At 41.8% G+C, this 14021-nt stretch carries 18 protein-coding genes; 3 read left to right on the plus strand and 15 right to left on the minus strand.

Annotated features, from left to right (window positions below; genetic code table 11):
• Positions 1-17 precede the first annotated feature (17 nt).
• From C6Y03_RS10615 to C6Y03_RS10625, 3 genes are all read right to left on the minus strand, one after another.
• Entirely contained in the window at positions 18-2345 is a 2328-nt protein-coding gene (locus C6Y03_RS10615) for a DNA internalization-related competence protein ComEC/Rec2 (protein WP_106039272.1), read from the minus strand.
• Entirely contained in the window at positions 2338-2907 is a 570-nt protein-coding gene (locus C6Y03_RS10620) for a ComE operon protein 2 (RefSeq protein ID WP_034661371.1), read from the minus strand. The genes C6Y03_RS10615 and C6Y03_RS10620 overlap by 8 nt, the downstream gene beginning before the upstream one ends.
• 65 nt (positions 2908-2972) lie before the next feature.
• The gene (locus tag C6Y03_RS10625) at positions 2973-3602 is read right to left on the minus strand and encodes a helix-hairpin-helix domain-containing protein (RefSeq protein WP_106039273.1); all 630 of its coding nucleotides are present in this window, start codon (positions 3600-3602) and stop codon (positions 2973-2975) included.
• A 90-nt stretch (positions 3603-3692) separates the two neighbouring features.
• Here C6Y03_RS10625 and comER point away from each other — a divergent pair, with 90 nt between their 5' ends.
• Positions 3693-4541 (plus strand): late competence protein ComER, encoded by an 849-nt coding sequence (gene comER, locus C6Y03_RS10630; protein WP_060596644.1) that lies wholly within the window; start codon positions 3693-3695, stop codon positions 4539-4541.
• 48 nt (positions 4542-4589) lie between these two features.
• On the opposite strand, the gene C6Y03_RS10635 is transcribed toward comER, so the two are convergent.
• From C6Y03_RS10635 to C6Y03_RS10670, 8 genes are read right to left on the minus strand one after another with little or no spacing between them, the layout of a single operon-like run.
• Complete coding sequence (locus C6Y03_RS10635) at positions 4590-5333, minus strand: class I SAM-dependent DNA methyltransferase (protein ID WP_106039274.1); 744 nt, start codon at positions 5331-5333, stop codon at positions 4590-4592.
• Positions 5330-5686 carry a ribosome silencing factor gene (gene rsfS, locus C6Y03_RS10640; RefSeq protein WP_003217467.1) on the minus strand — a complete coding sequence of 119 codons (357 nt, stop codon included), beginning with the start codon at positions 5684-5686 and terminating at the stop codon, positions 5330-5332. The genes C6Y03_RS10635 and rsfS overlap by 4 nt, the downstream gene beginning before the upstream one ends.
• A gap of 12 nt (positions 5687-5698) precedes the next feature.
• A complete protein-coding gene (gene yqeK / locus C6Y03_RS10645; protein WP_060596642.1) occupies positions 5699-6262 on the minus strand; it encodes a bis(5'-nucleosyl)-tetraphosphatase (symmetrical) YqeK in 564 nt (187 codons plus the stop codon).
• Positions 6252-6821, minus strand: a complete 570-nt coding sequence (locus C6Y03_RS10650) for a nicotinate-nucleotide adenylyltransferase (RefSeq protein WP_060596641.1) — start codon at positions 6819-6821, stop codon at positions 6252-6254. The genes yqeK and C6Y03_RS10650 overlap by 11 nt, the downstream gene beginning before the upstream one ends.
• 13 nt (positions 6822-6834) lie before the next feature.
• A complete protein-coding gene (gene yhbY / locus C6Y03_RS10655; RefSeq protein WP_034661378.1) occupies positions 6835-7125 on the minus strand; it encodes a ribosome assembly RNA-binding protein YhbY in 291 nt (96 codons plus the stop codon).
• Positions 7119-7961 (minus strand): shikimate dehydrogenase, encoded by an 843-nt coding sequence (gene aroE / locus C6Y03_RS10660; protein WP_106036885.1) that lies wholly within the window; start codon positions 7959-7961, stop codon positions 7119-7121. The genes yhbY and aroE overlap by 7 nt, the downstream gene beginning before the upstream one ends.
• Positions 7962-7982: 21 nt before the next feature.
• Complete coding sequence (gene yqeH, locus C6Y03_RS10665; RefSeq protein WP_060596639.1) at positions 7983-9083, minus strand: ribosome biogenesis GTPase YqeH; 1101 nt, start codon at positions 9081-9083, stop codon at positions 7983-7985.
• 2 nt (positions 9084-9085) lie between these two features.
• Positions 9086-9607 (minus strand): YqeG family HAD IIIA-type phosphatase, encoded by a 522-nt coding sequence (locus tag C6Y03_RS10670; RefSeq protein WP_034662006.1) that lies wholly within the window; start codon positions 9605-9607, stop codon positions 9086-9088.
• A 362-nt stretch (positions 9608-9969) separates the two neighbouring features.
• On the opposite strand from C6Y03_RS10670, the gene C6Y03_RS10675 reads away from it, so the two are divergent.
• A complete protein-coding gene (locus C6Y03_RS10675) occupies positions 9970-10110 on the plus strand; it encodes a sporulation histidine kinase inhibitor Sda (protein ID WP_003217327.1) in 141 nt (46 codons plus the stop codon).
• 135 nt (positions 10111-10245) lie between these two features.
• Here C6Y03_RS10675 and C6Y03_RS19175 read toward each other — a convergent pair whose 3' ends face one another.
• The 4 genes from C6Y03_RS19175 to C6Y03_RS10690 all read right to left on the minus strand — a co-directional run bounded on the left by C6Y03_RS19175 (position 10246) and on the right by C6Y03_RS10690 (position 13324).
• The gene (locus C6Y03_RS19175; protein ID WP_003217499.1) at positions 10246-10395 is read right to left on the minus strand and encodes a hypothetical protein; all 150 of its coding nucleotides are present in this window, start codon (positions 10393-10395) and stop codon (positions 10246-10248) included.
• 78 nt (positions 10396-10473) lie between these two features.
• Positions 10474-11202: an SGNH/GDSL hydrolase family protein gene (locus C6Y03_RS10680; RefSeq protein WP_223249890.1), complete on the minus strand. Its 729-nt coding sequence runs from the start codon at positions 11200-11202 to the stop codon at positions 10474-10476.
• Between the two features lie 84 nt (positions 11203-11286).
• The gene (locus C6Y03_RS10685; protein ID WP_060596638.1) at positions 11287-12027 is read right to left on the minus strand and encodes a polysaccharide deacetylase family protein; all 741 of its coding nucleotides are present in this window, start codon (positions 12025-12027) and stop codon (positions 11287-11289) included.
• A 175-nt stretch (positions 12028-12202) separates the two neighbouring features.
• Positions 12203-13324, minus strand: a complete 1122-nt coding sequence (locus C6Y03_RS10690) for a Rap family tetratricopeptide repeat protein (RefSeq protein ID WP_034661385.1) — start codon at positions 13322-13324, stop codon at positions 12203-12205.
• Positions 13325-13558: 234 nt separating this feature from the next.
• Between C6Y03_RS10690 and sigK the strand changes: the two genes are divergently transcribed.
• Positions 13559-14021: RNA polymerase sporulation sigma factor SigK (gene sigK, locus C6Y03_RS10695; RefSeq protein WP_142393303.1), on the plus strand; the 463-nt coding region annotated here is incomplete at its 3' end.

Here is a 14021-nt window from a genome sequence, read left to right on the forward strand (position 1 = left end):
CCGTTTTGGCAGTTTTTTTATTGATTTTGTAAGATATCATATGGAGGTTGCGTGTAAAACGTTCCTTTCTTCTCAAGAAATTCATAGGTCACACTCCCGTCTCGATCTGTGCGGTACACCTCCATTTGATGATCCTTTAGTTTTTTCAAAACTTCCTGATGAGGATGCTGATAACGATTGCGTTCACCAGCCGAAATGAGTGCATAGGACGGCTCCAGATGTCGAAGCCACTCCTCACTTGTTGACCCTTTACTCCCATGATGCCCAACCTTTAAGACATCCGCTCGCAGGTGGGGATAGGCTTCTATGATGTCTCGTTCCCCTTCTTGTTCAAGGTCTCCAGTGAACAGAAAACGTTTTCCGCCAAGAGTAAAAGCCAGAACGAGTGAATCATTGTTCTTACTTGTCACCCGGTCTTGCGAAGGGTGCAGAACCTCAAATATGTGCTCTCCAACTCGGAGCTGATCTCCTCTTTCTAATTCATCAATAAATATCCCTTTTTTAGCTGCTTCTTTTAGCAGCTTTGCGTCCTCTGGACTTCGGGCAAAGCCTTTTGGTATGGCCAGCCGCTTTACTTTATTTCGGTTGATTAAACGAACCGCTTCTCCCATGTGATCTTGATCCGCATGCGTGAGAATCAGCACATCAAGTTTTGCTATACCTTTAGAATGCAGAAACGGGATCAGCGTTTGATCACCGATCGTAGATACTTTACGTCTTTTTTTCCACGGTTCCTCTTCAAAAGAAAGTCTACCTCCTGTATCCACAAGCAGATGCCCCTTTCGATAGGGCAGTTGAATAAACAAACTATCCCCCTGCCCTACATCCAGCATCGTGACCTCCCCTTTTTGGAGAAAGTTCTGAGTAAAAAAGTGTACACTCAAAACACCAATGAAAAAAAGAATTGGCACAGAATAGGATTTCACAGAAGCTTTGCACTCCATCACAAACAGCAGAAAAACAATGGCACTCACTTCCAGAAGAATATGCCACCAAGTAGATTTCATAAAAATCAAGTTAAACCCATCAAAAACTGCCATATGTGCTGACAACTGATGACTTAGCTGGATGACCGAATCAAGCAGCTGGAACAATGCTTGTCCAAGAGGGAGATAAATGATGGACAAAAGAAAAAAGAGTAAGGACAGAGGCAGGACAACCGTCGTATAAAAAGGGACAAACATCATATTCAATGGGATGCCCAGCAAAGAAAATTGCTGAAAATGATATAAAAGAACAGGAAGCGAGGCAAGCTGCGCAACAAAGGATATAAGGAATAACTGCATCACTGCACTTTTCGCTTGTGATAAGATTTTGGTCGATAACAAAATAAAGAACGTTACCACGAATGAAAGCTGAAATCCGATATCAAATAGATATAGAGGATGAATCGCTAATAAGAGTAAAAACGTTGTGCTTAATACGACAGCAGAAGGCTGTTTCATTTCTTTCGGCAGGCTCGTCATCACTAAATAGATTCCTGCCATGAGACAAGCTCTTAAAACCGATGGTGCAGCACCTGTCAAACAAGCATAAACAGGAAGAAAGAATAATAGAAGAATACGTGCTGTCTCTCTTGTCACACCGGCACGAAGCAGACACCAAAATAAACAGGCAAGAAGCGTTTGGACATGCAGTCCTGAGATCGCTAACAGATGAATAATGCCGAGCATTTGATAGTCTCTTAATGTGTCAGGATCAATCAACTCACGATCACCAAAAATAAGGGCCTGTACAATGCCTACAGAGTTTTTCGGCACATGATCTTCTAAGAATTTTAAGCCCTTTTGTCTCATCGCTTGAAGATAATAGGAAGGTCTGTCTTTTTTTGTACAGCCTTTGATTGACTGCGGTAAGAAAATGGCGCTAATGCCTTTTGATTTTAGAAATTGATCGTATTGAAACCCGTTAGGAATGGTTGCGTGTTTAGGCGGCCGAACATCACCTGTCATATGACAGCTCATACCTGGCTCTACATCTTTTAGCGCCTCTTTTTCACGCTCTGTTTGAATGGTATAGAAAGCGGCTAGCCGTTCATGTTCTGTTGACACAGTTGCTGAAAAACGATTGCCATCTGTTTTCGGAATACTTTCAATCACAACGGAGCCGGAAAGAAATTTTTCTTGTACAGGTTGATCCGTTTCAAAAAACTCATGAACCATAAAAATAAGAGTATAAACAGCTCCACATAGGCTGACCATTAGAAAGAGCCGGGGAATTTTTTTCAGTAGGCTGAGAAGTAATATGATGAGAAGAAAGAGAAGGAAATACATATGAAGATGATATGCAGCCAGAGCAATTCCAACAGCTGCTGAAATTGCCCCAAACGGCAAATAATTAAACATAGGAAGTAAATAATTGATTCGCCTTCTCATGCATAACGCGAATTTCTGTTTCACTAAGTCCTGATTCACTTAACTTGCCAATTAAATCTGCAACAAAGGCCAATTTTTCTTGATTTTTTAAGTCGATGATCATTTCATCCAGTTCAACTTGTTCCGTTTGAACACCTGCCTGCTCAAATAAATCAACGGCATATGGGTGATTTTTATAATCCTTTGCATAGTACACGGTTCGAATACCCGCTTGAATAATGGCTTTACAGCACTGCAAACAAGGAAAATGCGTGACATATATTTCAGCATCCGCTGTAGGTGCACCAAATTTGGCACATTGTAAAATAGCGTTCATTTCCGCATGGATGGTGCGAACGCAGTGATGATCAATGACATAGCATCCCACATCTGCACAATGGACATCACCAGCAATTGAGCCATTATATCCCCCTGCAATGATACGCTTGTCTCTGACGATGGTCGCCCCAACAGCTAACCGCTCACAGGTGCTTCGTAAAGCAAGCAAATGGCTTTGTGCCATAAAATATTGATTCCATGAAATTCTTTCCACGAGCTGATCCCTCCAGAATGATGGTTGGTATTAAGTGTACATGCCTTTCTTCTATACCGTCAATTCTACTTAACGGTCAATTCACTTTTCAGCCGTTCAATGGTCTTCTCCCCAAAACCTGAAATGTTCCGCAAATCTTCAATTTGTTGAAATTCCCCGTGTTCCTCTCTGTACGTAATGATGGCTTCTGCTTTAGCTGGCCCTATTCCGTTAATGGTTTGCAATTCCGCCGCATCAGCCTGATTGACATTGACACCTTGACTCTTTTCATTACCCGATGGAGCGTCAGCAGCTGCTATTTGCGTCTGCCTCTCCGCTTCTCCCTGCTTCCGGACATAAATCATCATACTGTCCTCTAATTTTGCTGCTTGATTGATTTCAATCGTGTCTGCTTTACTAGTAAAGCCCCCTGCTCTCCGGATCGCTTCTTCTACCCGTGCATCAGATTGAAACTTATAAACACCTGGTTTTTTCACAGCTCCTTTGACCTCTACAAAAATGGGAGATGATTCATGATCGGTCTTTTCTTGTTTGTCTTCTAATGTGACTTGTATGTCTTTATCTTCCTTCAATACACTTGGCTCTCTGCTGCTCTCCCTATTTCCTGCGAAAAGGAAAAAAGTGATGATGATCACGACCATGAGCCCAGCTCCGATATAAAGACTGTATTTTTTCAATGGAATGAGTCGCTTCACGTGCTCACGCTTCTTTCAATCATATTTTTCTATTGCTCAACATACTGTTTAGAAGATAACAGATCCTATGCGTCTAAGGAGGGAGAACGTTTGAATATAGGGATAATCGGTACAGGAAACATGGGTACCATACTTACTGAGGCATTTATTGAATCAAAGGCAGTCAATCCCTCATCCATCACCATCACAAACCGGACCATTGAAAAAGCGTTCAATATAAAAAAGAACCACCCAGAGCTTGAAGTTACGAAACAGCTTACAGGAGCTGTCACGAATAAAGATTTTATCTTTGTTTGTGTCAAACCGCTTGATATTTATCCACTTTTAAAAGAGCTGAGCCCTCTTTTAACAGAGCACCAAACCATTGTCATCATCACAAGCCCGGTACATCCTGAACAGCTTCAGGATATCGTTCCTTGTCAAACAGCACGGCTGATTCCAAGCATTACGAACCGCGCTTTATCAGGGGCGTCACTTTTAACATTTGGATCGTCATGCAATGTCGCGACGAAAACAGCGTTAAGACAGTTAGCTTCCTGCATTTCAACACCCGTTGAGATTCATCATTCGATTACAAGAGCGGCGTCAGATATCGTCAGCTGCGGTCCTGCCTTTATCAGCTTTCTCGTTCAGAAAATGATTGAAGCAGCTGTCGAAGAAACAGATATTTCTAAAGAAGAAGCCACCACCTTATCAGAAGATATGCTTGTAGGACTTGGCCGTTTGATTGAAAAAAGAGTCTATACCCTTCCGACACTGCAAGACAAAGTGTGTGTTAAAGGCGGCGTCACTGGTGAAGGGATTAAAGCACTTGAAGCAGGTGTTCAAGATATGTTTCACCGCCTCTTTCAAAACACCCATGAAAAATTCGATGAAGACCTTGAAGCGGTTGCGCATCAATACCCGCCAAGTGTGTTTACTGATGATCGCAGAAATTAATCATCTCTGCAACAAGCGAAAAAAGGGTTTTAAAAAACCATCGTTCCATTAAACGATGGTTTTTGGTTTCTTAGCTGAAATGAAATATCTTTCGGCGAATTCCCCAGGGACTTCATTAGTAAAATCAGCAGTCACTTCTATCTGTACAAAGCCAGCGGACTCAAGGAACGCCGCATATGTCTCAAATGGAAATGTGCGCTGTTCATGTGTCTCATCATAACGCTGATACACGTCTCCGTCCTTTACAAAAAAGCTTAAATCGTGAATGACCGAATACACGTCATCCCCTTTATCACTCTGCCAAATATAGCTGATCTCTTCATCCTGATCGGCATAAGTCGAACCTGGGAATACCTCTTCCATTTTATAAGGTGTATGAACATCAAAGAGTAAAACCCCATCTGCCTCTAAAAGCTGAAACATGTTTTTAAAGGTTTTTTTGACGTCATTTTCGTTTTTTAAGTAATTCAAGGAATCACAGCAAATAACCGCTGCTTGAAAGACTTGCTCAAAGCCCGTAAGCTCTCTCATATCTTGGTGTAAAAATTGAATTGACTGCCTTTTCGCCTGTGCTTTTTGCTGCGCGAAGGCCAGCATTTCTTCACTGAGGTCAATTCCTGTGACTGTGTGGCCCTTTTCAGCTAACCGAAGAGAAATCTCTCCAGTTCCACAGCCAACATCAATAATGGCAGCATTCGGTTTGATATTCTGCTGGATCCACTGAACCCATTCATCATAAGGTGCATGTGTCATGAGCTCGTCATACACACCTGCAAACCCTTGATAAATCATGAGTTAATGCCAAGTGAAAGCGTTTCTCTCGGCGCATCTCCCCATAGCTTCTCTAGGTTGTAGTATCCTCTTTCTTCTTTGTGGAACACATGAGCAATGACATCACCAAGATCAATCAATACCCATCTTGCTTCATCAAAGCCTTCCATCTTCTTCACTTCGATTCCACTTTCCTCTGCAAGATGTTTTACTTCTCTTGCAATGGCCTGCACTTGCTTATCAGAGTTCCCGTGACAAATGAGAAAATAATCGGCAACAAGTGAGATTCCTTGCATATTAAGGGCAATAATATCCTCAGCCCGTTTATCATCGCATGCTCCTGCCGCGACGTTTAAAATTGATGATGAATCCATCCAAATTCCTCCTTAATTGTTCTTATGCACAAGCGAGTTGTAAGTAGCCAATGTATCTGGAAAGACTGGCTGATTCTTTTTCAATAAGAAGCTGATGGTGTTTTTTAGTGACTGAACCAGCGCGCTATCCAAATCATGCTCTGCTAACTCTCTTACTTCTTCAACACCAGGGAAATGACGTCCTGGTTCGATATAATCAGCGACATAAATGACCTTTTCAAGTAATGTCATGTTTGGCCTGCCTGATGTATGAAATTCAATGGCAGTTAAAATGTCTTGGTCGTTAATAGCTGCTTCCTTTTTAACCAGATAAGCACCAACCGGGGCATGCCAAAGCTCAGGCGAATATTCAAGCAATAGAGGGTTCATCTGTTCCTTCTGGATAATTCCCTTCATTTCTTCCTTTGGTCTAAATTTCGCATAATCATGAAAAATAGCGGCGATCTCTGCTTTTTTCACATCTGCACCGAACCGTTCCGCTAATGAAATGGCTGCACTCATGACCCCGAGTGTATGTGTATATCTATGCTCTGTTAACTGCTCTTTGACACAGTTCAATGCTTCTTCACGATTCATATAAATGATGCTCCTTTATATAACGCTCAACAGCTTTCGGTATCAAATAATCGACAGGTTTTTCCTGCTTTATTCGCTGCCTAATCAAAGTCGATGATACATCAAAAGCTGGAACATCTGCAAATAAAAGAGGATATGCCGTACTTCCGGCATAACCCGGTCTTTTCATCCCAATAAAGGTGATCATCTGAAGCAAATCATCAATCCGATGCCATTTTGGCAAATACTCGACCATGTCAGCTCCAATCATAAAAAAGAACTCATCTTCAGGATGACGCTTCTTTAAAAGCTCCACCGTATCCACTGTATAAGATGGACCCTCTCGCTCCATTTCAATGAGCTCCAGCCGAAAATGTGGATTTGACTGGATCGCCGCTTCCACCATTTTCACCCGGTGACGACTATCTGCTCGTTTCCGGTCTGTTTTATGAGGGGGCTTGTGATTTGGGATAAACCACATTTCATCAAGCCCTACTTGAAAACGCACCTCATTCGCCATCAGCAAATGCCCATTATGAGGAGGATCAAACGTACCGCCAAACAACCCTATTTTTTTCATATCACATCCACCTTTACGGCAGCTTAATTTGTTTATTTTCCTTCGATTCTTTATAAAGGACAATCACATTTCCGATCGTTTGAACAAGTTCAGCTTTTGCACCTTTTACAAGTGCTTTCGCAACTTCCGTTTTGTCCTCGTCGCAGTTTTGTAATACGCTGACCTTTAACAGTTCTCTTACTTCAAGCGCCTCGGAAATTTGCTTGATCATATTGTCATTTACCCCGCCTTTTCCTACTTGAAAAATAGGTGATAAATGATGTGCTTTTGCACGTAAAAAACGTTTTTGTTTCCCTTTTAACATGGTGTTCCTCCTAATTTCTCTATCACAATTGACTTCATTTTTCTGGCGTCAGGCGTGATGCCTGTCCACAATTCAAAGGCTCTTGCTGCTTGTCCAACAAACATGCCGACACCATCTACTGTTTTCAAACCTAACCCAGCTGCATCTTTGAGCAGCTTTGTTTCTATTGGATTATACACAATATCACAAACGACCGCTGTTTTTTTTGCGTTTGCTAAAGAAATCGGGGTTTCTTCAACATTCGGGTACATACCGATTGAGGTCGTATGGATGATGACATCATATTCCCCAAGTCGTTCTTCTGCTGTCTTTAAAGTAATGGCACTAGATGTGATGTTCCCATCTGCACTTTCAATTAAAGCCTCAGCTTTTTCAATGGTGCGGTTGGTGATATCAAAGCTTTTCGGTGCATAGTCAGCGATTGTCGTATAAATCGCTCTTGCCGCTCCGCCAGCACCAATCATAAGAAATGACAGCTCTGATAATGGCTGATCCAAGGCTTCAAGCAATGAATGAAGAAAGCCCTCTCCATCTGTGTTGTACCCGACGAGCTGACCTCCTTCGAGCCGCACCGTATTGACTGCACGCAGGCGTTCAGCTGTCACATCAATTTTATCAAGGTACTGCATAATGTCTACCTTGTGCGGAACAGTGACGTTAAAGCCGCTTATTCCTAAGGCTTTCATACCGTGAATGGCATCTTTAAGGTCTTCGTCTTCTACTTGAAAGCCATGATAATGTCCATCAATCCCAGCATCCTTCAATGCTGCATTATGAATATCCGGAGACATTGAATGACCAACAGGGTTACCGATTAATCCGTATAAAGGTTTCAAGGTCTCTCCCCCTTTGAACATTTAAATTAACGAACGTCTCATAAACACATGAACGCCTTTTGGCGCATAGACTTTGATTTGCTTCCCTGCATCATTTGCCGTTACCCATCCTAAGCCTGAAAAGACGATGTCCATTTTCGGCTGATCAATCGTAAAGGTATGCGGAACGAGCGGAGGGAAATCTTCCATCCCCTCTTTTGATGGCGGTGATAGCAGTTCCCCGGCATGTTTTTCATATAAATCATCTGCGTTCTCTAACTTTGTTCTGTGTATGTTCAGCTCATTTGGCATATAACAGACAAATGACGTTCTGCCGCCTTTTACATAATCAAATCGAGCAAGCCCGCCAAAATAAAGTGTTTGTGCTTCATTTAATTGGAACGTTCTCGGTTTCAATTCTTTTTTCGGCGCTAAGATCTTCAAGTCATTTTTGCTGACATAGTGCGCCATCTGATGACGGTTGATAATGCCCGGCGTATCAAATAGAGCAGATCCGTCATCAAGCGGGATCTCAATGGCATCAAGTGTTGTACCTGGATATTGGGATGTGGTGATCACGTTCTCTTCGCCAGATACTTCTTTGATGATTCGATTGATAAATGTGGATTTTCCAACATTCGTACAGCCGACGACATAGACATTTCTTTCTTCGCGGTAATGATCGATCGCTTCCATCACCTCAGGTACGCCCTGACCTCTGCTTGCACTGATTAAGAAAACATCGATCGGGTTCAATCCGTTTTCTTTCGCTTCCCGTTTCATCCAATGAATCAGACGATCTTTTTTCACGGATTTCGGTAAAATATCTACTTTGTTGCCGACGAGTAAAATCGGATTACCACCGACAATACGACTCAGCCCATTGATCCAGCTTCCGTTAAAGTCAAAAATATCAACGACCTTTACAATCAGAGAATCTGTCTCTCCAATGCTGTGCAATATATTTAAAAAGTCGTCTTCTGTTAAAGAAACATCTTGTATTTCATTGTAGTTCTTTAACCTAAAACAGCGCTGACAGATCACATCTTCTTTCAATAGAGATGTTGCCGGCGCATATCCTAATTGATCTTTATCTTCCGTCTGAATGGCTACACCGCAGCCAATACAAACAACCTTTTCCATTATTACTCTTCCTCCCACTGAATGTGGCCCTTACGTTTTAAGGCTCCTAAAATTCTGCGTTCAATCTGCCTGTTAAACTTGGTGAAAAATCCGTCCGAGGCAGCGACAGGGACGACCAAAATCGTATGGAAGCCATGACGATTCCCGCCTAGTACATCGGTCATGAGCTGATCCCCAATGACCACCACATCTTCTTTTTTCAATTGCATATCAGAGACTGCCTTATTAAAGGCTCTTCCCATAGGCTTTTTCGCTTTATAAATAAACGGGATATGAACTGGTTCAGAAAAAAGCTTGACCCTTTTTTCATTATTGTTCGATACAATCGTCACTTGTATCCCGTGATCCTTCATTTCTTGAAACCATTCAATTAAGCGGGGCGTCGCACTTGGACGGTCCCATTCTACTAGTGTGTTATCTAAATCGGTAATAATTCCTTTTACATTTCGTTCTTTTAGTTTTTGCGGTGAAATGTGGAAAATGCTTTTCACAAATTCATCCGGTAAGAAATACTTCTTTAGCACAATTTGCACCCTTTCTTCCATTGGTTTTTCAGCGATTGTGTCGAATCAAATCACAATTTGTCTGTCTATCGAATACAATGAAAAAGTTTTCGACATATGATGAGGACCTTCAACAGGTGTGGATAATTTTACACACATTATCCACCTATATTTCATCACGCTTTCATTCAATTATAAACACTCTACCCACAAGTTATCCACTTCACCATGTGGATAACAGAACGATTGTTCTTGTTTCCCATTCATGGTAGATTAAAGGTACTTCAGAGACATTCGATCAACCTATGATGATATGTCTTTTCCTTAAGTTTTATGCCAACTTTTTCAGGGGAGGTGTTTTTCCCATCATATGGGTTTCTAGTATGAAAAAGCTGTCAGATGATTTACTTATAGAATCGTATTATAAAGCAAATGAAATGAACTTAAATCGCGACTTCATTGAATTAATTGAGACAGAAATGAAAAGACGTTCGCTCGGGCATATGCTCTCTGTTTCCTCTTAATTCCATTTCGCAGGAACCATGCCTCCCGAGCACTCTCCTTTTTTAAACTCAGGTGACTGATATTATATCACTTGCGCTATAGGCTTACTACTATTTTCCGTAAAAAACACCCCTTCTCATCAAAGAAGAGGTGTCTTATTTGCAAGGCTGTTCATTCCAAAACCATAACCCTCCGCCTACGACCAAAATGACCACAAGGAACACAACAAGAAAAGCGTAACCGATTCCTGCTCCTTGAGCTGGATAAGGTGAACACGCAGGGTAAGGATAAGGGCATCCCCACATATCAGTTACCTCCTTCTAGGAAGATATACTGTTAGACTATGCTGGATGGATGGTCTTGTTTAGGCAGATGGCCATCATTTAAAAATGTTTGATGACATCACGCTCTTTGATTTCGTTATAAATAATTCTTGCCCCTTTTGGCGTCATATGATTGCCAGAAGGGTCGATCAAACCTGATTGAATCAGCGCATTGTCACTATCTTCTCCAGCTTCTCGGATGAACGCTTTCCAATTGTCGACAAGCGGTACTTGCTGATCCTTGGCTATTTCTCTCGTAATGTCATTATAGGAATTTTGCCAAGCTCTTGCCCCGCCTCTCTCAGCAAAATAAGATGACTTATACCTAGAGTAGTAATACAAGCCCTTTTTTCCGCCTTCTACAACAGGTACACAGGTCATGAGAATCGGGGTAATGCCTTCTTTTCTACTTTCAGAAATGAAGTAGGATACATTTTCTTTAAATCGTTTTTTCGTCACGCGGGGATGTTTCCCATCTAAAATCGCCGCATCATTCGTACCGAACATGATGAGGACGTAAGTTGGTTTCTGCTTTAAAATATCCTGCTCAAAGCGAAGCTTCGCGTCTTCAGTTGTCTGCCCACCAATGCCCGCATTCTTCACTTGAATTTGGCCGCGCTCGACGTTTTTCATGAGATTCACCCATTTTTCAGATGTTGGATAATCTCGAAAGTCCCAGTTTGATCCCCTTGTATTGCTGTCGCCAAATGCAATGACACTTTCTTGTTCTGGCTTTGAGCACCCAGCAGCGACACAAAGCAGGATAAAAAGGACAACACATTTCTTCACAACATTCACCTCCAAAAGCCCTCTTCATATAGTAAACGACAAGACTTTTGGTTTCAATGAATGACTGTTTTTGACGAATGCTTCCTATTGCAGTTGAACAGGTACATACGCTTTGTCATGATGCAGCAGTTCGCTCACTTTGACAAATTCATAGCCTCGGTCCTTTAATTCAGGAATCACTTGTTTCAGTGCTTCTACCGTCTGCTTCCGATTGCCCCCGCCATCATGCAAAAGAATGATATCGCCGCCTTGAATATGATCAATAATCCGGCTCGCAATTTTGCGTGAGCCTGGTCTTGACCAGTCCTTCGGATCTTGCGTAAAGGACCACATGACCACATCATATCCTTGCTTTGACAAAATGCGGAATGATGTCATCGTCAAGCGGCCACCAGGGGGGCGAAATAATAAGGGTCCGCCAGGCTGAAGTGAAGCGATATGAGCCGATGATTCTTTTAATTCCTGCTTGATCTCCTTTGATGATAACAGGTCAAAATACGTATGATTCATCGTGTGATTGCCAAGCTCATTTCCCTCGCCTACGATTCGTTCCGCAATCTCTGGATATGTATGAATACGGCTGCCTACAACAAAAAAGCTGGCATTCACTTGATGCTCCTTGAGCACATCCAATACTTGATTCGTGTACACTGGATGAGGTCCATCATCAAAGGTCAGTGCAATCTTTTTTCGTTCCTGTCTCATGTCCCAAAAAGCTCGTCCTGTTTTTTCTAGGTCGATCCTTTTTAATGTTCGAGCCTCTATTTTATTAGGAACAAACGTGCATAGCAGCAATATACACATCAAGACATGCAACCCTCTCATTTGACCGCCTCCACAGAACATTCTTACAGATTAAATTGCCCGCTTTTTGATGAATCATTCAGCATTCATAGTCACGGTCCGCATCTCTGACTTCTTTTTTGACAAAAAAAAGCCGGCCCATCAGGCCCGCTTTTTATTTCACGTTTGGTTTCTCTCTTCAACTGTCGAACGTTGCTTAGAATTCATACAGACACTCTCCTTCTTGGATTTGATTTTGAGCCCATAATAATTTCTGATAATACTGGTTGGACTTCTGGTATTGTTGAGAGGCTTCTAAGGCTGTCGCAATTTCTAGTGAGATATCCTCTATATAAGAGTATAGGCTAAGTTTTTCCAAATAATCAATGGTTTTTTGCAGTTGTTCTTCATTCATTCCTTGAACATATAAAGCATCCAGATACTCAAACATATGACAAAACAGCTGGTCTTCATGCTTCTTTGCAGCTAATTTTCCATCTTCTAATATGCGGCGTGCTTCCACTTGTTCATTTTGTCTAAAAAGCAGTTTTGCCAGCGTATAGAGCGTATGCGGAAGCGTGGGAAGCTGCTCTTTACAGGCAATATCAGCCGATTCCGTTAAATAGCGTTCTGCTTCCTCTCTATAGCCCAGCTCCCCATAACATTTTCCTAAATTATAAAGCGCTGAACTGTATATCCGCGGGTGATCAATCTGTGATGCGAGCTGTTTTGCCTTTTTTAAATGAGGCAGTGCCCGGTCTTTTCGTTTTAGATCTTGATAGTTTCCTGAGATAACAAAAAGGCACTGAATGATGCGAATAGAGTAGGCATCATGCTGATCGTATATTTCCAGCGCCTTTAAAATATGATGCATCGAGACATGCGTTTGCTTCATTATATAGTAGGCTTCTGCTACTTTAAAATGAAACTCAGCCTGCTCAATATCATCAAATACCATGGACAGCTGTTTTTCTGCCACTCGATAATATTTGACGGCTTCTAAATATTCTTTTTGACTAAACTCATGCATGCCACGAAAAAATGCATGGTAATAATGCAGCATATCAGATAACTCATGATTGGAATTTTCGATTTTATCGACAAGATTAGATACTGAGAAAGGTTGATATTTTGAAGGGTGTATATAGTCAAGCATGATTTGGTGCCGAAAACACATGAGCTGATAATAAATCAGTAAATGCTGGTCCTCTTCCATCCGTTCAATTTCCGCTTCTACTTCTGCTTTCAGGATTTCCGCATCTGGAACACTGAACTGCCGTATCATTCGATACCATTCATTAATTTTCATACCTACATGTGAAGAAAGAACCTTCCCCATGTTCCGAAAAAACCCCTTCCTTTTCGGTCTAATATTACATATTTTAGCACGCTTCTTGACCGCCAAGCACCGCAAAGAAACCGCAAACATATGAGAAGGGCAGCAAAAACAGACGAACAGAAGCCCGTTTTTTTCGAAAAAGATGATTTTTTCATCGTACAGACACAGACAATCCCCCCTTCACATACATTTGAGGATATAGGCAGTGGCCTAAACATGGTGGAGGTGAAAATCGTGGCAGGAGTATTTACAGCGATGGGATTGATGGTCAAAGAATTGGTGTTCTTGGTGTCCTATGTCAAAAACAATGCCTTTCCACAGCCCCTTTCAGGAGATGATGAAAAAAAATACTTAGCCCTTATGGCACAGGGCGATGAACACGCGAGAAATATGCTGATTGAACATAACCTTCGGCTCGTCGCCCATATTGTCAAGAAATTTGAAAATACCGGGGAAGACGCTGAAGACCTCATCTCCATCGGGACGATCGGACTCATTAAAGCCATCGAAAGCTATTCCTCTGGAAAAGGAACAAAGCTGGCAACGTATGCGGCGCGGTGTATTGAAAACGAAATTCTGATGCATTTACGCGCACTCAAAAAAACTAAAAAGGATGTCTCCTTACATGACCCCATCGGTCAGGATAAAGAAGGCAACGAAATTTCTTTAATTGATGTCTTAAAATCAGAAAGTGAAG

This window comes from Bacillus sp. LNXM65 (assembly GCF_002998575.1).
Taxonomy (GTDB): Bacteria; Bacillota; Bacilli; order Bacillales; family Bacillaceae; genus Bacillus.